Genomic DNA, 18,409 nt, shown 5'->3' on the forward strand with positions numbered 1-18,409 from the left:
CTGAACAACTGGGGGAACCTTTAAAAAAACCTGTAAATAAAGAGAAAGGCATAGCTTTAGCCTTTCTCCTCTAATTTCATTAAATAGTTAACAGCATCACTGAAGGTGTCAATAGGGACAATTTTCATTTTTGTATTAATTTCTTTCCCCGTACTCAAAGCCTCTTTGTAATCTGAATTGGGATTGTTCTCTTCGTTGGGTGCAAAAAAGATCTCAATTCCTTCTTTATCGGCAGTGACAATCTTTTGAGAAATACCGCCTATAGGACCAACTATTCCTTCAGAATTAATTGTTCCTGTTCCTGCAATTTTATACCCTTTTGTTATATCCTCTTCAATAAGTTGATTGTAAATTTCCAACGATAACATCAGACCCGCAGAAGGCCCACCAATCTCATGAGTATTTAAAGTAATTTCAGGGTGTACTTCTACTTCTCGATCAGTAACTAAAGAAATTCCTAACCCTACTTTATTAGGCTGATCCTTAAAAACCGCTAACTTTATAGATTCTTCCATTTGTCTACCATCTCTTTCAAACGAAATGACAATGTTATCTCCTTCTTTTTTCGCACTAACATACTCAATAAATTCTTCTGCCGTTTCAAGTTCTTTCTTATTCACTTTATAAATGCGATCTCCAACCTCTAATCGGTTTGCAGCTGGCATTCCATCGATAATTCCATCCACATATACACCATTGTATGTAGTGGTTATTTCTTTTTTCGCTTTTTGGTAAGCAACCGTTATCGCAGATTCTTGAGAAACCTCCATCATATGTAGTTGTCGATTTAGGTAATCTTCGTCTGTTTCTTCTTCTCTTTTTATTTCTTCTAATGGATGTATGTAATGGTACTCATTAAGTTTAGCCCATAAGTATGTTAACGGGTTTGCTCGACCAAAACGTATTGTCGTTAAAGAAAAGCTTCCCTCTTCTTTATCAAACCCTTCCTCTACCTTTATAATCGGCTTAAGTTCTGATGCCATTCCTGGCTGCGTTACGTAGTAAGGAAGCTTAATAAAGGTTGTGATAAGAAGGATTATAGCTAGTAATAAACTGACCCTAAAAGCTGTCCTACCGGTCATGAGAGTTTGTCTCCTTCCATTTTTTAATTAGACTTTGGATTTCTTTCACATGCAACTTCGCTTCTTGTTCACCTGTCTCAATAATTTCTTTAATATTTTTAAAGGCTCTTGAACTATATTGTTCCACATGTGGTCGAATCATAATATCTGAGGCAATTTTACGATGATGTACGAGCTCATCCTGCATAATATCAAGACTTTGAAGGATCACATCAAAAATTGACGTAATATCTTCATTATGTTTAACATGTGAAACGTCTACTGCAATCACAATATCTGCTCCCATATCTTTTACGACAGATACAGGTACCCGATCAACAACTCCACCATCAACTAATAGTCTACCATCAATTTTCTCTGGAACAAAGATACCTGGAATAGCAATACTCGCTCTTACAGCATCTGCTACCAACCCCTCTGTAAAAACAACCTTTTTCCCATTATATAAATCTGTAGCAATCACTGAAACCGGAATATCCAATTCTGAAAAATGCTTTTGATGAGTGAACAATCTGATTAATTCTTTTACCCGGTTACCAGAAATAAATCCCATCTTAGGTACAGTAAAATCTAGGTAATATTTTCGTTTAAAGGCTAAAGCAAATTGATATAAACGATCAATACTTATCCCTGATGCATAAAAGCTTCCTACTAATGCTCCCATGCTACTTCCTGCAATTAAATCAATCGGAATTTGTGCATCTCTTAGTACTTTAATTACTCCTAAATGAGCAAATCCTCTAGCCCCACCAGAACCTAGAGCTAATCCAATTTTTGGTTGCTTGGTCAAAGAGAACCCTCCCTCATATTTACCTAGCGTACGTACTAGATTTTATGTATACTCCTCGAGATTAGGACAGAATCCTTACTCCAAATTAAAGTATTTATTATATGCAATCTTATGGTCTAAATTGGCTACCTATTCACGTATATTGAATTAATGAGGATTGTACACTTTTTTAATTGTTTTCAACTGGATATATTGAAGGTGAAGTAGGAGGCGTATATTTTGTTTCAGTCAAAGCTTAAAACTATATTCATTGCTGTTTTTATTAGTGGACTCACAATGGCCATTATTTTAAATCCGGAACAATCCCTCGATGCATCCAAGAGAGGACTTGAAATTTGGTGGGAGGTTGTTTTCCCTTCTCTTCTCCCTTTCTTTATTGTATCAGAATTATTAATTGGGTTCGGTGTCGTTAAATTTATTGGAGTTTTACTTGAACCGTTAATGAGACCCATTTTCCGCGTTCCTGGTGTAGGTGGATTCGTATGGGCTATGGGCATGGCATCCGGTAATCCAGCTGGAGCAAAGCTCACAGTACGAATGCGACAAGAAAAACAATTGACTGCAATACAGGCTGAAAGACTTGTTTCATTTACAAGCTCGTCAAACCCTTTGTTTATTTTCGGTGCCGTTGCAGTTGGTTTTTTTAATAATCCAACCTTAGGAATTCTTTTAGCTGCCTCACATTATTTAAGTAATCTATGTGTGGGATTATCTATGAGATTTTATGGTGTGACAAAAGAAACCCCCATACAAGATCATCAAAGAAAATCAGTAATAGAATCTTTTTTTGGTGCATTTAAAGAATTACATGTAACAAGAATAAAAGAAAAACGACCTTTTGGAAAGATGTTAGGAGATGCTGTAATCTCTTCCATCCAAACCTTATTAATGATTGGTGGTTTTATCATCTTGTTTTCTGTATTTAATAAAATCTTAGCAATCATTCACGTAACTGAATTTATTGCCTTCATTTCTTCAGGTGTTTTAGCCCTTTTTCATATCACAACTGACTTAAGTATTCCCTTAATAACAGGAATTTTTGAAATTACTCTTGGTAATCAGCTGACAAGTGAAGCTAATGGGGAGTTATTGGACAAAGTCATCATTGCGAGTTTTATTCTAGCATTTGGTGGACTTTCCATACAGGCTCAGGTTGCAAGCATTTTAGCGGATAGTGATATACGGTTTAAGCCTTTTTTTATTGCCCGGTTACTTCAAGGAGTTTACGCTTCAATCATCTCCTTTTTGTTATTCAAGCCTTTTTATTTAAATCTACAATCCTTTGAAACAAGTGAGCTTCCCGTCATCATGATCTCAAGAGGTCCAGAATGGGCAACATATTATTGGGAAGCCATTGTTCATACGGGGCCAATAATAACACTCTTATCACTATGCACGTATATTTTCTTATATGGAAAAAGAAATGTATTTAATAGAACCATTTGATAAATGAACGGAACTTCAAAACGAACATATCGACTACCTACTATGATTCATGAGAAATAAATAGACTGACTCGATGTTAACCGTAGTCAGTCTATTTATCTTACCTTGGACTATCAATTGTTTAGTTCGTAAACTTCTTTATTAACGCCTTTTCAACAGCAGGTGGGACTAACTCACCAATATTCCCTTTATATTTCGCTACTTCCTTAACGATGCTAGAACTTAAGAATGAATACTGATTATTCGTCATCATAAATAAAGTTTCAATTTCATCATCAAGCACTCTATTCATAGAGGTGATTTGCATTTCATATTCGAAGTCTGAAACAGCTCGCAAACCACGTAAAATAGCTTGTGCCTTCTTCTCCCTTGCATAGTCGATTAATAAACCTTTATAGGATTCTACAACCACATTGGGCATGTCTTTTGTAACTTCTCTAATTAATTCGCACCTTTCATCTACTGTGAATAACGGTTGCTTAGACGAATTATTTAAAACACATACATAAATTTGATCGAACACCTTTGCCCCTCGTTTAATAATGTCCAAATGTCCAAATGTTAGTGGATCAAAGCTGCCAGGACATACTGCAATACTCCCCATCATCTTTCCTCCTCTACTTCTGCTTCACTCTCTCGTCCATAAATAGTAATAGAACTCATCCCGTATGTTTCGTGTTTTACCATCTTATATTTTCCAATTTCTTGATCAAGTTCAATAGTAGAGTCATGTTCAGTAACAATATACCCTTTTTCCTGTAAAAGGTCATGGTCACTGATTGTATTTATAAGCGCTTTCAATTTTTGTTTCTTATACGGTGGATCTAAAAAGATAAGTTGAAACGATAGCTCTCTTTTAATGACGGCTTTTAATGCTCTTTCAGCATCATTTCTATAAACCTCTGATTGATCAATTTTACATAATTCAAGGTTTTTATGTATGGTTTGTATAGCTTTCGGTTCTCGATCTACAAAAATACACTTATCAATCCCTCGACTTATACTTTCAATTCCAAGTCCACCACTTCCAGCAAACAAATCTAAGGCCCAGCCACCATCAAAAAATGGTCCAACCATATTAAAAATGGCTTCTTTTACTTTATCAGTTGTAGGTCTTGTAGTTACTCCAGGTACAGCCTTTAATGGTCTACCTTTATACTTTCCAGATACTACTCTCATGCGTTCATCACTACTCTTTCATTTACAGCCTAAAAAAATTGATCAATGGCTTTTTTGTACCATTTTATCCTACCATAGCTTTTCGTCTCCATACAATATTTTCATGAGCGTAATCTTACCTGTATGAAGGAAATTCAAAAGTCCACTTAGATAAATTCTATTAGTCATGAAGAAAATCCATAACAATTCGAATAGCCTCTCGTAAAAAAATAAAAATTTACCATATTCATGTATACTGACAATTCATTTGGTGATAATGAATAGTAACAACATCGATTCGTTGGTGTTGTTGCCAACCGCGGAGAAGACTTACGTTTCCCCATAAGTTCTTCCTCCGGTTTCTCCTCTCCCTTTGCCTTCAGCCTATTTGTGAGGTATTGAAGGACCCTACAGTATGTACTGTAGGGATTTTTTTATGAGAAAGGATAATGTATTTGTCTTTCCCCATTCGAAAATCAATCGTTTATCACAAATTTGAAAAATGAATCATCCAAAATAGGAACTTAAGTTTTACTTTATTTATAAGAATTCTTTAAAACTCTCTATTTGGATGGTATTATTTAAATGATTTTCTTTAAACTAGATTTTGTTAAGGAAAATTTTTTACGAGCTTTAAAGAAAAAATAATCAAAAACGCTTTTCATCGTAACAATATAAGTGAATGAAAAATGGAGGATAAGCAAATGATTCAACGTTTTATCGAATTAGGAGAAGGATATTCTGATCTTTATGAATTACTAGCAACAGCAAGATCCAATAAAGAACGGGTTTCAAAGCTAATTGCCTTACATACTACTAAAAAAGACAAAGAAGTAACATCATTTGTGGTTGTCATGAAGCCGACTAATCCTGGAGAATTTCAGGCATTGTATATTTGTCGGGAGGGAATTCCAAATCCTAACGTAATAGCAAATAAACGCTATGAACTATTCGAAGAGCTATCAAACGATTTGGACCTACCAATTATACCTGTTGAAGTTAAGCCATCAAGTATGTTTAATGAACTTATCTTATATTATCAATATTTGATTGGGATTTTAAGATTAAATCATTATATCCCACCAATGAAATAATTCTGATGGTACTGTAAGTAATAGAAGAGGAAATATCGAATTAAAACGTAAAGACCTTGGCCCTAAGAGCAAATAGGACAAAATGGAATTAGAAAGAAATCGTTCATTTTCAATTCAAATTTGCTTATGACCTCGAGGGAATCTAAAAGCGCAACGTTCTGTATGTAGAAGCTGGCTGTCTAATTTTGTCATAAAAATCAGACGGCTCGTACTAAATTGGAAAATTATTTTTAGTTTCCTAAACAATAAAAAAGGCACATCTCAGTTTAAACCGAGAATGAGCCTTTTATAGTCCTAATTTATAATCATATTCTTTAGCTTTGTCTACCTTTGATTCGAATTCAAGTTTCAAAAACGGCTTGTATGAAGGCTCTACACGCTTTACAAATGAATAGGATGAAATTTTTTGCACTGTTTGATCGACAGCATCCATATCACAGTAGAGTACAACATATTTTAAACGTTTTGACACATAATGAACATTCCCAAACTTTCTTAACATTTTAAGTTGCTTCAAAGAATGTAACCAAATGATAATTCCCTGCCGTTTTTCAAACATAATTGATTCTCCTTATACTAAACCTTCCTTCAAGACTGTATTCGAAAAAAATGGCTACGGACACAAAAATTCCAATAAGTCTTGTAAGAAATTATTCTTATATGTAAAAATGATTCTAACTCCTTCAATTCGAACTAATTTTCAGATCGTTAATCTTTATAAAGTCTAGCAAATATTTCTTATTCAAACAATAGGTTCTGATCTTTTTATTCGTTTATTACTACGAATCCAGGAGCCTCTATGCCACGCTTCTTTATCTAGATCTCCCAAAAAAGTGCAACTATCACTGCTTTCAAATAAAAAACGAGTATATAAATACCCGCTTTTTATTTCTACGAAGCCTTACATCCACAGCTACCTCCAGAACCACAACCGCCTCCACAACTTGATTCGAAAAATGGATTACCGGTTGGGACTTTAATATGTGTAGAAACTGCCTGACCTAGTTGTACACTAATTTCATCAAGTAAAGACTGTAGTTCATTTTCAGCCTTTTTAAATGATGAAATCGTATCATTTAAATCAAGCTCTCTTTTACGATCACGTAAGTCTTTAGTTATCTTACGGTAATCAGGATGGTATTTGCCAAAGCGTTGGACATCTTCGTATAGGTCTTTCACTTTATTAAACTGACGAATGATCTCCTGTGCGTCATGATCACTCTTTAATCTATAAAAATTAACTCGATAATTCTCAGCAAGTTCTGATTGTAGAATACTTTCTGCTAGCTTATCCGCTTCATCCAGTAAAAGCATGCTCTCCATTGTTGCATTCATAGAGTATTAGCACCTCCGAATTTCATTCTACCATGAATATCCGAAAATGAAAAATATCTTAGCGATCAATCGACATTTTCTTTATTACTATTATTTCCTCTTCTTATTTCACAACTACCTGTATCGATTCTTGTAAGGAATAGCTGTGTGAATTATTATGAACGACTTCTATATCTATTTGGTGAGTCCCTTTAGACAGCCCTTTCACAATAAATGCTGCCGTATATATATCATTGATTCTTTTTCCATCCACTATTACTTGAAGATGACCTTCGCCTTGTGTTTGCCCTTTCTTACTTTCAGCAAACTGGAAAGATGGGATATAACATTCAATATATACATTTTGGTTTTTCACATGATAGGATACATCCAAGGTCCGCTCTTTTGACTGAGTCATCACCTGGACAGCTTCATTGGAAAGGTCTTCAATTTGAACTGGAGCAGCTTCCACCACTCCTTTTGGTCTTGGCTTGTCCTCTACACATCCACACAATAATACTACTATCATAAACGCCGTTATAAACCACTTCAATTTTATCGCCTCCTATCACTATTCTTTACCTAGAGACGAAAAAAGATGAATACGTAATAAATATTATACATCGTTAAATATAAGGGGATTTTATTGTACATTAAGCAACAAGAAAAAGGGAGATTCCCCTCCCTCACGTCCTATTATTGACTAATTAAATTTAATCTTGTTGCCCCATTGATTGAAACATAGCCATCATCATTGAAGCCATCTGTATTGAATTGGAAAATTGTTGTACTTTATGTGGAATTGTTCGTTGGTAATAATTCATCATTTCAATCTCAAACATTTGAAAATCATTAGGATTTCTAGCTAATTTACGATACCAATGTGGTTGTTCACGTAAAAACTGCTTTCTTTCTTCTTTAGCTTGGATATACTCCAAAACGTCCTTCCTCATTTCTCCACCTCTACTTCATTTACATCCATTTATTGCTTGAAGCTAGTAAGGAATTAATCTTTTCTAAAAGAAAAAGGACTCTGACCCGTTCCTGAATTACTTTGTTTAGACCCTTTTGATACACCAAATTGATCGAAAAGCCCTTGTATAGTTGAAATGGTACTACTCATATTTGTAATATGCTGATTCATAGTGTTCATATCCATGTTTTTCATAGCAGAAACGATAGAAGACATAAAATCAGTTTTACTTTCCGTATTTTGACTATTATCTTCCGCAGGTTGTTCTTTATATTGGTTCCAGATAACATCATTTTCACCAAGAAGATACCAATCCTCAAAAACCTCTTGCCATTCTTTATTTCCTTTACGAACTTCTTGGATAATCTTAGGGTGTTCCTTTACAAATTCTTTGAATTGTTGAACGGATGGATGATTTTTTTTAGATGCCATTTCTTTTCACCTCTCTGATACATTTGCCTATTATATCTTATTACAATGGCACCTTACCTGTTCGCCTATTTGCCGATTTCTTTTATAATGATAAAGGTCAAATCATGATCATAATTGGTTATTATAAAGAAACAAAGACCTCCAAAATGTAAATATCTTTTAAATTTAGGCAAATGATCAAGTGTCCGGGCTGGTTGAATTCCTTTCCAGTGGCTCGCCTTCCACGAGATTGGCGGTGAACCTCCTCCCGCAGTAGCTCGTACTCCCCTACATTTAACCTTAATCAGCTTGTTGTTGATTTAACATGGCATGGATACGATTAACCCAAAAGCCACAATCAAGACGTTAATACTAATCCTTCTTTAATCGTTTCACTAGATCTTTAATTGGAATCCAGTCAATCATTCTAACAAACAAGACCTAAATCATTGTAGGTACAAAAACTTTCATAATAATCATTACCATTGCTTTTTCTATAAAAAAATTGAAAACTTAATGCAAATCTTGGTAAAATAGCACTATTCAAAGGAGAGTGTAGAGAGATGCTGAAAGAAGAAATCATGCAATTGACTGAGGAAATTATTTCGACAGGTACTGAAGAGGATCAAGTGGTTTTAGACTTATTATTAAAGGGGCTCAAACAAAAGCAGCATTTTGATAAAGGGTCTTATATTGGGGCACTTCTTCATGCAGATGGAGAATATAAAGATCAGGAATTTACGATTACGATTCCAAACACACCTATTATTCAGAATGCCTTACATATTGTTCACGGTGGTATTACAGCGACATTGTTGGATTCAGCAATGGGAGGATTAGTCCATCATATACTTCCTCCTGATAAGGCTGCAGTAACCACTGAAATAAAAATTAATTATGTAGCACCTGGAATTGGAAAAGAATTAACATGTAAAGCCTCTTTAATTCATAAAGGGAATAAAACTGTCGTTACTGAAGGAAAAGTATATAGAGATGACGGTACTCTGATCGCACATAGTACGGCCAGTTTTTTTATTATTAATCGTAAATAAGGAAGGTTAAATATGAAAAAGTTCATTCTCAAAAAACAATGCGAATTGTGTAAAAAAAGGAGTAAAGTTGGTCGCTTCTACTTCAATTCTTATAATAAAAAAATTTTCGTCTGCTCTCTTTGTATAGAATATGCAGAACGTAGAGCTTTTCGAAAAGCAAATTAACAATCTTTATGGAAGAGCTAATTCTTTAAATTTGGAATTAGATGTTGTCAAGATTCATATTAAGTATTTAATGCCTCCAGCTATTCAATAAAGATATTCATTAAGTTAAAGAAACACAATGAGGTTCCATTACGTCGCATCCACTTACTTTCCGTGAAAACGAACTGTCTCTTTCCTAGGGAAAGCTGAGCCTGAGGGGCTCAGCCTTTCCTCACTTAGCGAATTGCACTAGTTCGTTAATAAAAGTATTATTCACATTGCTGACACCCAGCCTCTTTATAATAAACTTATTGTTCCCAAGTTTTTATGAAGTTTTGAGTGTAATATAATTCATCAACTCCAACTCCCAAATGAGAAAAATCTTCATTAAGTAAAGCTTCTCTATGTCCTTGACTATTTAGCCAGCCTTCTGAAGCAGCAATTCCGTCAACATATTGCGCGGCGATATTTTCGCCAGCCATTTGATAGTTAATTTCCGCTCTTGCAAGTCTATCCATTAAATTACCCTTTTTATCTGAAACATGTGAGAAATATTGATTCACTTTCATATCTTCACTATGCAAAAACGCAACGTCTGAGACATCTTCATGCCATTTCACTACAGGTAAGCCATGCCTTTTCCGATAATAATTGGTAATGCTGAATATTTGTTTCTCTGCACCACTCTCAATATTTTCCCATTTTTCTTCACTGATTTCTTTAGGTTTTAGAAGACTTCCTCTATAGGTTACTTCATATGACCTTTGTTTTACAAAGGTTTCGGCATCCAATACTCTGACACTCGATAAAATCCCGTCAAATTTGTCTATATAAAGTTGAACATAAACTTCTCCATATTTAATAGTTGGTCTTGTATTCATATCTTCTTCTGAAAACTCAAACTTATAGGAATTCCCTGCTAGTTCCATAGATAAACTTGATGTAATAGGCTGTATTGAAAATACCTCCTGCGAAGACTGTCCAATCTTAAAGGGATCTACATTAACATCAGGTCCTATTCCATATACAGTGACAACTTTCTGATGATGAATGCCAACTTGAATATACTCATTTTCATTTTTCTCGTATATCCACCAATCATAATCGTATGCTGAAGGATCAATTCGATCTGGTTCCCCGAGTATAGCCGTAACTTCCTCGGAAGATTTATTCATAAGTGATAAAATCCCTTCAGTAGGTAACTCATTCTCCTCTTCATATGACTGTTTCCGTTCCATTTCTTTCTCTTCAGAAGCGATTTCATTTGCTATTTGAACCTTCTCCTCTTGATGCTGTTCCTTTGGGGTATATTGTCCATAGTAGATAAATAAAGAATAACTGAGAAAAATAATAATAAATATGATAATAGCCCTCAGCAGGATTCGCAATACTAGTCTCTCCCCTCTTTTGTTTTTCTATCATTATATGAATTGAACCTGGATGTATTCTATCATTTAATTGTAGCAATTAACCATACACCCTCATGTCCTTTTTCTCTTTGTCAAAAAAACGTATTTCTATTCATACCCTATTCACAAAACGTTTAAACATCTCTTATATGTAAAGATCAATTCTCACATGATAAAATGGTATGACTCACAATGAAAATCCTATATATTTCCCTCGTTTACACCTTAGGAACATGAACTAGGTTACCAATATAAATTTTTTTCATCTCCATATTTTTATCTTTTATTATATCATTGTTTTCTACATTTATTTCAATTAATAACCGATAGAACGATCGGGAAAAAAATCTAGCAACTGAATTCATTTCACAGATTGAATTCTTAGAGCCTTAAAGCTAGCTTTCAGACCCCCTCTAAGAATATAAAAATAAGTAAGAAAGACAAAACTTATGAGACTAAAGGAACACTCACTATGACTATTACACGACAAGGAAGCCTTTTTAACTTACAAGAAGGATATGATTTAGAACCTACCCAACGATATGAAGCTATTTTCAGCTATTGATATTCAGCCAATCTGTAGGGATGAAAAATCATGTTTCCCAATAGCAGTTGAGCACAAACCTTTACTATGATTTACTCCTTGGATGGTAACAAGGCATTGATACAATCTGAAGCTAATTTTGAAGCATTAAAAACAAGCTTTTTAGTTCAAAATGGACTTTGGCACGTTTTTCGGTTTGCTAAGGCACGTTGTTTAAGCTGAAAATTCCTCTTTAAATATGCATTTACACTCTCAACAGCGGTACGATGTTTAAATAATGTTTTCTAAGCTTTTGATCCTTTAGCTGCAGCTCTATATTTTCTAAGGTGAGAAACAAGCTGCTTAAATTTTATAATAACGAGCTCTTTTCTAAGAGATTGTTGCCTTTTAAATAGGTTCTTTGAACGATAACTACTTAGACTTGAATGAAGGAAAAGAGTGGACACGTGAGACCCACAGGCGCTTGTTTAGGAGCCTCAACCGCCCGCCTCGCGAAAAAACAACTGAAGAGGAAGTCAACCAGACAGGACACTTGATAATGTGCCTAAATTAAAAAGGTATTTAGACACTGTAGGTCATTATTCTTTAAAATAAGGACAACGAATAAAATTGTTTCTTAACTTAACAAGAAAGCACACAGGCTAGTATGAGTGTTAAGGGAAGATTTTTATATAAAAGGAGCAAAAATCAACAACTACGATAAAACAGCCGGAAAATTACATCATGGATAAAAAAAGCAAAAAAATGCTCGGAATCATCCAAGCATTTTTTTTTAATAACTCTAATGAGTTTCTGAAATACCTTCCAAAGCTTCACCTGCTTCGTCACTTGTTTCGTTATTTATAGAAAGGTCTCCTAAAGAAATAATTCCAACAAGATTTCCATTTTCCACAACAGGTAGTCGTCTAATTTGATTTTCCATCATGATTTTTGCAGCCTTTTCTGGGCTTTCATTAGCTTCTATTGAAATGACATGATCACTCATAACATTCGTTACTTGATTAGAACCCGGATGTTTTTCCGCAATTCCTCTTACAACTAAATCACGATCTGTAATCACACCAATTAATTTATCATTCTCAACAATTGGAATTGATCCTACATTATAATCTTTCATTTTCACTGCAACTTCATAGACATTATCTAATGGTGTACAATATTCTACATTTGTCGTCATAATCTCTTTGATTTTCTGCATAATCATACCACTCCTTATTCATCTTTCATACCGATAGTTTACCTTCCCACACTAGATCTATGCAGGATGTTTCATTTGCAGTTGCTTCCGTTTAATGTTCAAGTTTCAAGTTTCAACTTTCAAATCGGTAAACTTGTCGAGATGAACTATTCACCAAATAATAAAAGGAAGGAACCTCCTTTTTTATTAAGCTTCTTAAGAGCAGAGCTTTAAAAACAAGGATTGCTATAAAATCCTTGTTATGAGAGTAAGCGCTACATATTCTTTCGAAGTTTTTCTTTATCTTTTGAAGAGATATAAGATATAATGATATCGTGAAAAGGCTTTTAGGAGGGAATACATATGAAAATGGAAGGTACGGGAATTGAAGGTGTAGTTGTAGATCTTTCCCGATTAGATGAAATAATGGAAGATATCGGTCTAGTTCGTGCAGGTCAATGGGACTATGAACGAGCAACGTATGATCGTAAAATTGAAGCAAAGGGTGAAACATTCTACCTTCGCGTTCAAGCTTATGCTGTTGAAGGTGATATAGGTGGAAGACATGCTCAAGTCAAACTTATGACTCCTCTTTTGGGTAAGCATTACTATCCACATGGTGTTGAATACGGTGAGGGGGAACACTTCCCTAATCCCATTCTAAACACAAGTAAGTCACTATTAAAGCAATTATCAGAACAGCTTCAGAATCTTTAATCGTTAGTAAATGAAAGAGGGTGACTCAAAAGGTTGTTAAATAACGACCTTTTGAGCACCCTTTCTTTATCTTTCGTGTAGAAACAAATAATTAGGCTTTTTTAATAAAAAAAGAGGGATTCCTACCCCTTATTGGTTTCCAATTTCCTCTTTTTCTTTCGTTCTTTTTATTGTTTTCTGCATTTTTTTACAGTTATGTGCAACGCAAAGAAGCCCCCATTCAATCGTATTTTTTTTGAGGCCACGCATTGAAAAGCGTCTGAACTGCTGATTATGTTTTATTTGCCCAAATACACTTTCTACATCACATGTTCGTTGGCTATATAATTTTCATCCTTTTTCACTCTGAAGACGTTCACGAATTTTTTTTCGTATTTTTCTGTCGCTTTTCTCCAAACAAATGTATATTGATTTGCATTTGCTTCTATCTTAGTCCCATCAACAAAATAGTGCTCCAGCTTTACCAATCCTTTTTCACGTAGTAACTCTACAATTGAAAAGAAGACTTGATAGATAATGTCTTTCATACGATCAGATCGAAACCGATTGATCGTTCGAAAATCAGGAGTTTGACTCCCCGATTTTTTTGTTGTTTAATTATTCTTTAAAAAAGACTGTTTTCGTAGGGGTTTTGCTTCTATGAATACAATTTTAGAACGATAGTGGAATGGAACGTCCCGGTTTTTACGTTAACTGAATTAAAAAGATAAAAGTATGAAAAGAGGCTAACCCAAGGTCTAAAATCTAGACTTTTGGGTCAGACTCTTTTTGTTTAGCGTATACATACATCGGATATTCAATATTGACATTATTACTATCAAATCTTTGTAAGAATCGATTAATGAAATAGAAATAAAGGGTTTGAAAAATAGGAATTATCGATGAATTTCCTTTGTTTTATTAAGCATTACATACTATAATAAGATAAGAAATGTTTAGTAAGAGAGGGGCACCATATTGACCACATTTTTTAACAAACGTACAATTCTCACAATCGTAACTATCATAATAATAGGGATTATTGGATTTTTCATCCTTCCTATTTCTGTTCCATTAATCGTAGCATTTGTTACAGCCCTCTTTCTTGAACCAGCTATTAAGTTGCTTCAACATAGAGCGAAGCTGAACAGACAGTTGTCTGTCCTATTTGTTTTCTTATTATTTGTCGTCCTTATAGGTGTGTCCGGTTATATTCTAACAACAAAGGTAATTGGAGAAGTTGTTCAAATTGTAGATAACGCTCCATCCTATATAAACGAAATTACAAAAGTCTGGGAAAACTTTCAAGATGATTTGACAACAACTACGAAGGATTTACCTCAATTTATTGTCAACGAGATAAGTGATCAGGTAACAAATTTCCTTCAAACAGCAAGAACTGATCTGACAAGCTATGTAAATATAGATAATATAAAAGCTTTATTTACAAATATTCCAAACTATTTAGTTAATTTGATTGTCTATTTAATTGCTCTTTTCTTATTCATGTTAGAACTCCCAAGATTAAAGCTAAAATTTTATTCTTATTTAACCCAAAAAACAGCTGAAAAAGTAGCATTTATGACTTCGAGACTTAATTTCGTTGTAATGGGTTTTATAAAGGCTCAGTTCTTAGTAAGTGTAATTATTTTTGTCACAACGTTTATCGGTTTATTGTTTATCGCACCCGAAATTGCTTTAATTATGTCTCTCATTATTTGGATTATTGATGTTATCCCCTTAATAGGTTCAATTATTATTATGGGACCTTGGTCACTCTACCACTTAATTACTGGAGATGTTACTTTAGCTGCAAAGTTAGGAATTCTAACAGTTATCTTACTTGTTATTAGACGAACAATCGAACCAAAAGTAATGGGCACCCACATTGGTTTATCTCCTTTATCAACTTTAATCTCTATGTATTTAGGATTAAAATTGTTTGGTGTATTAGGTTTCTTCATTGGTCCAATGTTATTAATTGTTTACAATTCTGCTCGTGAAGCAGGAATTATTAAAATTAAATTTAAAATATAAGCGAGGATATGGGTCTCCCCTACTCCTCGCTTTTTTAATCGATTTCTTTACGTTTCATGTTAATTTTCTAGCACAATGTATGTTTAATTTCTAAGCATAGGCTCTTGCTTACCAACTGTAAAGCGTTCTGAGCAGGCAGATGAGCTAAGGAAAGTCTCAAATTCAATAGGATAATCAAGTTTGGTAGGTGTTTATCTGTAAAGAATAGCCACGTCTTTCTTAACTATCTAGTTGTACGCACCTTATGATAATGAATTACTTCCTCTTATAAGTTATCTCTTTTTTGCATTTCCCACTTTAAAAACGACCCTTCCTTAGATTGACATATGAAGCCTAAGCGATTTAATAGATGGATTACTTGTTCTTGGTCTCGTCTACACTCCATCACAATCTTTTTTACAGACTTTTGATAAGTCAACCAATCGATTAATGCGTCAATTGCTTCATACGCAATTGTTTCATCTGTTGTTTTTTCTTTTGAAATGTCAAGATGATAATCTAAAGAAACTGTTCCATCTTTTATAGGACGGCCTTCCATGACTAAATCTCCTATAATTTTCTTTTCCTCATACAAAATAATCAACCAAAATCCAAAATCATTATCTTTCTTATCTGTTTCTAATTCCTCAATATAATATGGTAAAAATCCCTTTACAATAGAAGACGGCCATGAGGCAGGAATACCGATTGGAGACCTTTTTTCTAATTCCTTTCTATGAAAAATAAGTGACTTTGCAATATCAAGTGAACATGGCACGATCATTAAACGATTTGTAAGTATTTCAATCAAGACATTCTCTCCCCTCTAGCTTAGTTGCCTTCCCTTCTAAACGATGTTCATTCATTGTGTGTAGGTGTAGGAAGAAAGTTAACGATTCTACACCTGTTTATAGAGCAAGGTGAGAGTGATACAAATAAGGGTTGTTCCCCATCACATTGTTCATATAAATCAAACATTTGCAGTAGTGAAAGCTACTCGGAGATTTACATTATGAAGAAACAAAAGTACAGAGAATTTGATCAGGCTTGGTGCATTAATCAATAAAGATATCTCTTGAAAACGGCAAATGACAATAAAAAGAGGGTGGTTTAGAACATTTTATTCTAAACCACCCATGAAATATGTTTAAAAACCTAATATTGCTTTAATAACCGATGTTGTTTCTCCACCATGGTAAAAAACGTAAAGTAATAAATAAACAGCTAAACCCGTAATTCCAGTAAAAAACCAAACAATACTCGTAACAGGACCAAGCTTACGATGCTTTTCATATTTTTTCTTATAACCAGTAACTAAGGAGATTATTCCTAGAACAGCACCAACTGTAGCCAAAGTTATATGAAAGATTAAGAAAATAGTATAATAAATCTTAATATCATCTGGACCACCAAAGGCTGTATTACCAATAAAAATGGTTCTAGAAGCATAGATAATGAAGAAAAGCACGGCAAAGACTGCTGCAATTGTCATTACTTTTATATGTGCATTAATTTTTCGTTGTTTTATTAAGTACCATCCAATCGCAACAGAAATTGCACTTAATACGATAAATGTTGTACTAATAGTCGGTAAAATTGGTAATGAAGTATTCATTTTTCGTCCTCTCTTGTAAACAATTTTCCTATGTAGGGACTGACTCCTTAACAAGTCAGCCAATTCATTTAGTTAGGTTTCGGTGAAAGGGTTTCTTGTAACTCAAGTTCATCTTTCTTTCGTTCATTTCCAGCCCATTGAAAAAAGATATAGGCAAGTATTGTTCCATATACAATTTCTTGTATTATCTTCATAAGAACCCCGCCTAACTGTTGATCTTCAACGGTTGGAAGTATGTTAAACATTTCAGGACCTGTTAAATTTAACCCTGAGAGCATATCTGCTGGAACACATAACTGTAAAGCATTAATCCAAGCTTGAGGCTCAGAGTATGTTAAGTATAGTGGGTCTGTTGCAAAGATAATTAATGCACAGGCTGGTGTTAATAATACACCGTCTGCAAAGATATAACCTACTTTCTTTATACCTGTAAGCGATTTCCAATCTGGCAATGTGTTTAAAAGTGGCCACCACATTAACATAGCACCAAAGAAAATGACAGTCGACATTATAGAGTGATACACAGGATCTGTTTTAACAAAATCAAAGACTAAAGGTACATGATAGATAGAGAATATGCCATTAAAAAGGATTAGTGCAATAATAGGATTAGTCAATACCTTTAGTATTGGCTTAATAACAGGCCTGTATATTAACGTTTTCCATAACCAATTAGGAATACCTAAAATAAGTAATGGAGGAACAACAAGATACAAAATCGCCATTTGTGTCATATGGGCACTAAACATGATATGACCAAGCAAATCTACAGGACTCCCCTTACTAATATAAAGCGTGAAAATAGCAAGGACAAAGAGAATTTTTTGTTTAGTAGGAATAGGTTCACTTTCCTTGAATTTATGACGCCAAGGTCCAATAATTAAGAAATATAAGATGGTTATTAACACAAGAATAAGTAGAAAGTAAGGACTCCATAATGCACGAAATCCGAATATATCAAAGCTCATATGTTTTCAGCTCCTTAAGCTAGTCCTTCACAAATATTATACACATCCAATCAAACTCTATCAATGAACGTTCTATGACAAATACATATTCTAATTTGAAGATCGTCATTGAAGAATGAATATCTCTTTAAACCACAGGAAAAAGAGCAATTAGCGAAAGCCAATTGCTCTTTTTCATAAGAGATTTACCACCAGATAATTGTCATAAATGCTAGAACAGTAAGTCCTGCAACACCAACACCTGAGAACAAGAATAAAGCTGCTGCCTCATGGCCTCTATGACTCATATGCATAAAATAATAGAGTTGGAAAATAACTTGAATGACTGCCAATGTGATGATAAATGGAATCTTAAACCATTCGCCAATTCCGTCATAGCCAACTGCAATAAACGCTATAATTGTTAAGAAAATCATCATAGAAAAAGTTATGATTTGGTGCTTCATATCTTCTGCATTTTTTTTACGGCGGTAAGTAAGATCTACTTTAGGGTTTGCTGAATTGTGATTATTTGCCATCA

Annotated in this window: 21 protein-coding genes and 2 pseudogenes; 5 read left to right on the top strand and 18 right to left on the bottom strand. The window is 34.2% G+C overall.

The window, feature by feature from the left end:
- Window positions 1-56: 56 nt before the first annotated feature.
- Together A9C19_RS11930 and A9C19_RS11935 are read right to left on the bottom strand one after the other, a co-directional pair.
- Entirely contained in the window at window positions 57-1,082 is a 1,026-nt protein-coding gene (locus tag A9C19_RS11930; RefSeq protein ID WP_072580154.1) for a SepM family pheromone-processing serine protease, read from the bottom strand.
- Window positions 1,072-1,872, bottom strand: coding sequence for a patatin-like phospholipase family protein (locus A9C19_RS11935; protein WP_072580155.1), 801 nt, complete (start codon window positions 1,870-1,872; stop codon window positions 1,072-1,074). The genes A9C19_RS11930 and A9C19_RS11935 overlap by 11 nt, the downstream gene beginning before the upstream one ends.
- Window positions 1,873-2,148: 276 nt before the next feature.
- Between A9C19_RS11935 and ylbJ the strand changes: the two genes are divergently transcribed.
- Window positions 2,149-3,318 carry a sporulation integral membrane protein YlbJ gene (gene ylbJ, locus A9C19_RS11940; RefSeq protein ID WP_420835828.1) on the top strand — a complete coding sequence of 390 codons (1,170 nt, stop codon included), beginning with the start codon at window positions 2,149-2,151 and terminating at the stop codon, window positions 3,316-3,318.
- A 121-nt stretch (window positions 3,319-3,439) separates the two neighbouring features.
- Here ylbJ and coaD read toward each other — a convergent pair whose 3' ends face one another.
- Both coaD and rsmD read right to left on the bottom strand, forming a co-directional pair.
- A complete protein-coding gene (coaD, locus tag A9C19_RS11945) occupies window positions 3,440-3,922 on the bottom strand; it encodes a pantetheine-phosphate adenylyltransferase (RefSeq protein ID WP_072580157.1) in 483 nt (160 codons plus the stop codon).
- A complete protein-coding gene (gene rsmD, locus A9C19_RS11950; RefSeq protein ID WP_072580158.1) occupies window positions 3,922-4,497 on the bottom strand; it encodes a 16S rRNA (guanine(966)-N(2))-methyltransferase RsmD in 576 nt (191 codons plus the stop codon). The genes coaD and rsmD overlap by 1 nt, the downstream gene beginning before the upstream one ends.
- A 683-nt stretch (window positions 4,498-5,180) precedes the next feature.
- On the opposite strand from rsmD, the gene A9C19_RS11955 reads away from it, so the two are divergent.
- A complete protein-coding gene (locus A9C19_RS11955; protein WP_072580159.1) occupies window positions 5,181-5,570 on the top strand; it encodes a DUF7147 family protein in 390 nt (129 codons plus the stop codon).
- A 286-nt stretch (window positions 5,571-5,856) separates the two neighbouring features.
- On the opposite strand, the gene A9C19_RS11960 is transcribed toward A9C19_RS11955, so the two are convergent.
- The 5 genes from A9C19_RS11960 to ylbD form a co-directional block, all read right to left on the bottom strand.
- Window positions 5,857-6,129 carry a YlbG family protein gene (locus tag A9C19_RS11960; protein ID WP_072580160.1) on the bottom strand — a complete coding sequence of 91 codons (273 nt, stop codon included), beginning with the start codon at window positions 6,127-6,129 and terminating at the stop codon, window positions 5,857-5,859.
- Window positions 6,130-6,461: 332 nt separating this feature from the next.
- Window positions 6,462-6,905, bottom strand: coding sequence for a YlbF/YmcA family competence regulator (locus A9C19_RS11965; protein WP_072580161.1), 444 nt, complete (start codon window positions 6,903-6,905; stop codon window positions 6,462-6,464).
- Between the two features lie 103 nt (window positions 6,906-7,008).
- Entirely contained in the window at window positions 7,009-7,437 is a 429-nt protein-coding gene (locus A9C19_RS11970; RefSeq protein ID WP_072580162.1) for a hypothetical protein, read from the bottom strand.
- Window positions 7,438-7,597: 160 nt separating this feature from the next.
- Window positions 7,598-7,837, bottom strand: a complete 240-nt coding sequence (locus tag A9C19_RS11975; protein WP_072580163.1) for a YlbE-like family protein — start codon at window positions 7,835-7,837, stop codon at window positions 7,598-7,600.
- Window positions 7,838-7,890: 53 nt separating this feature from the next.
- Window positions 7,891-8,289 carry a YlbD family protein gene (ylbD, locus tag A9C19_RS11980; protein WP_072580164.1) on the bottom strand — a complete coding sequence of 133 codons (399 nt, stop codon included), beginning with the start codon at window positions 8,287-8,289 and terminating at the stop codon, window positions 7,891-7,893.
- A gap of 542 nt (window positions 8,290-8,831) precedes the next feature.
- On the opposite strand from ylbD, the gene A9C19_RS11985 reads away from it, so the two are divergent.
- Complete coding sequence (locus A9C19_RS11985) at window positions 8,832-9,320, top strand: PaaI family thioesterase (protein WP_233499166.1); 489 nt, start codon at window positions 8,832-8,834, stop codon at window positions 9,318-9,320.
- 452 nt (window positions 9,321-9,772) lie between these two features.
- On the opposite strand, the gene A9C19_RS11990 is transcribed toward A9C19_RS11985, so the two are convergent.
- From A9C19_RS11990 to A9C19_RS11995, 3 genes and pseudogenes are all read right to left on the bottom strand, one after another.
- Window positions 9,773-10,852 carry a CAP domain-containing protein gene (locus A9C19_RS11990; RefSeq protein ID WP_072580165.1) on the bottom strand — a complete coding sequence of 360 codons (1,080 nt, stop codon included), beginning with the start codon at window positions 10,850-10,852 and terminating at the stop codon, window positions 9,773-9,775.
- A 657-nt stretch (window positions 10,853-11,509) separates the two neighbouring features.
- Window positions 11,510-11,746, bottom strand: a pseudogene (locus A9C19_RS22570) (IS5/IS1182 family transposase); the annotation flags it as partial.
- 452 nt (window positions 11,747-12,198) lie between these two features.
- Complete coding sequence (locus A9C19_RS11995; RefSeq protein WP_072580166.1) at window positions 12,199-12,615, bottom strand: CBS domain-containing protein; 417 nt, start codon at window positions 12,613-12,615, stop codon at window positions 12,199-12,201.
- A 342-nt stretch (window positions 12,616-12,957) separates the two neighbouring features.
- Here A9C19_RS11995 and A9C19_RS12000 point away from each other — a divergent pair, with 342 nt between their 5' ends.
- Window positions 12,958-13,311 (top strand): YugN family protein, encoded by a 354-nt coding sequence (locus A9C19_RS12000; RefSeq protein WP_072580167.1) that lies wholly within the window; start codon window positions 12,958-12,960, stop codon window positions 13,309-13,311.
- Window positions 13,312-13,440: 129 nt separating this feature from the next.
- On the opposite strand, the gene A9C19_RS22765 is transcribed toward A9C19_RS12000, so the two are convergent.
- On the bottom strand, window positions 13,441-13,593 hold the full coding sequence (locus A9C19_RS22765; RefSeq protein ID WP_083584360.1) for a transposase: 153 nt from the start codon (window positions 13,591-13,593) through the stop codon (window positions 13,441-13,443).
- 80 nt (window positions 13,594-13,673) lie between these two features.
- Window positions 13,674-13,892, bottom strand: a pseudogene (locus tag A9C19_RS12010) (transposase); the annotation flags it as partial.
- A 376-nt stretch (window positions 13,893-14,268) separates the two neighbouring features.
- Between A9C19_RS12010 and ytvI the strand changes: the two are divergent.
- Window positions 14,269-15,327, top strand: coding sequence for a sporulation integral membrane protein YtvI (gene ytvI / locus A9C19_RS12015; protein WP_072580169.1), 1,059 nt, complete (start codon window positions 14,269-14,271; stop codon window positions 15,325-15,327).
- Window positions 15,328-15,592: 265 nt separating this feature from the next.
- Here the strand turns inward: ytvI and A9C19_RS12020 are convergent, their stop codons facing one another.
- The 4 genes from A9C19_RS12020 to ctaF all read right to left on the bottom strand — a co-directional run bounded on the left by A9C19_RS12020 (window position 15,593) and on the right by ctaF (window position 18,407).
- Window positions 15,593-16,117 carry a GNAT family N-acetyltransferase gene (locus A9C19_RS12020; RefSeq protein WP_072580170.1) on the bottom strand — a complete coding sequence of 175 codons (525 nt, stop codon included), beginning with the start codon at window positions 16,115-16,117 and terminating at the stop codon, window positions 15,593-15,595.
- A 336-nt stretch (window positions 16,118-16,453) separates the two neighbouring features.
- The gene (locus A9C19_RS12025; RefSeq protein WP_072580171.1) at window positions 16,454-16,921 is read right to left on the bottom strand and encodes a DUF420 domain-containing protein; all 468 of its coding nucleotides are present in this window, start codon (window positions 16,919-16,921) and stop codon (window positions 16,454-16,456) included.
- Between the two features lie 68 nt (window positions 16,922-16,989).
- Window positions 16,990-17,889 (bottom strand): cytochrome c oxidase assembly factor CtaG, encoded by a 900-nt coding sequence (gene ctaG / locus A9C19_RS12030; protein ID WP_072580172.1) that lies wholly within the window; start codon window positions 17,887-17,889, stop codon window positions 16,990-16,992.
- Between the two features lie 185 nt (window positions 17,890-18,074).
- Entirely contained in the window at window positions 18,075-18,407 is a 333-nt protein-coding gene (ctaF, locus tag A9C19_RS12035) for a cytochrome c oxidase subunit IVB (RefSeq protein WP_072580173.1), read from the bottom strand.
- Between the last annotated feature and the right edge of the window lie 2 nt (window positions 18,408-18,409).

Source organism: Bacillus weihaiensis (assembly GCF_001889165.1).
Classification (GTDB): Bacteria; Bacillota; Bacilli; order Bacillales; family Bacillaceae; genus Metabacillus; species Metabacillus weihaiensis.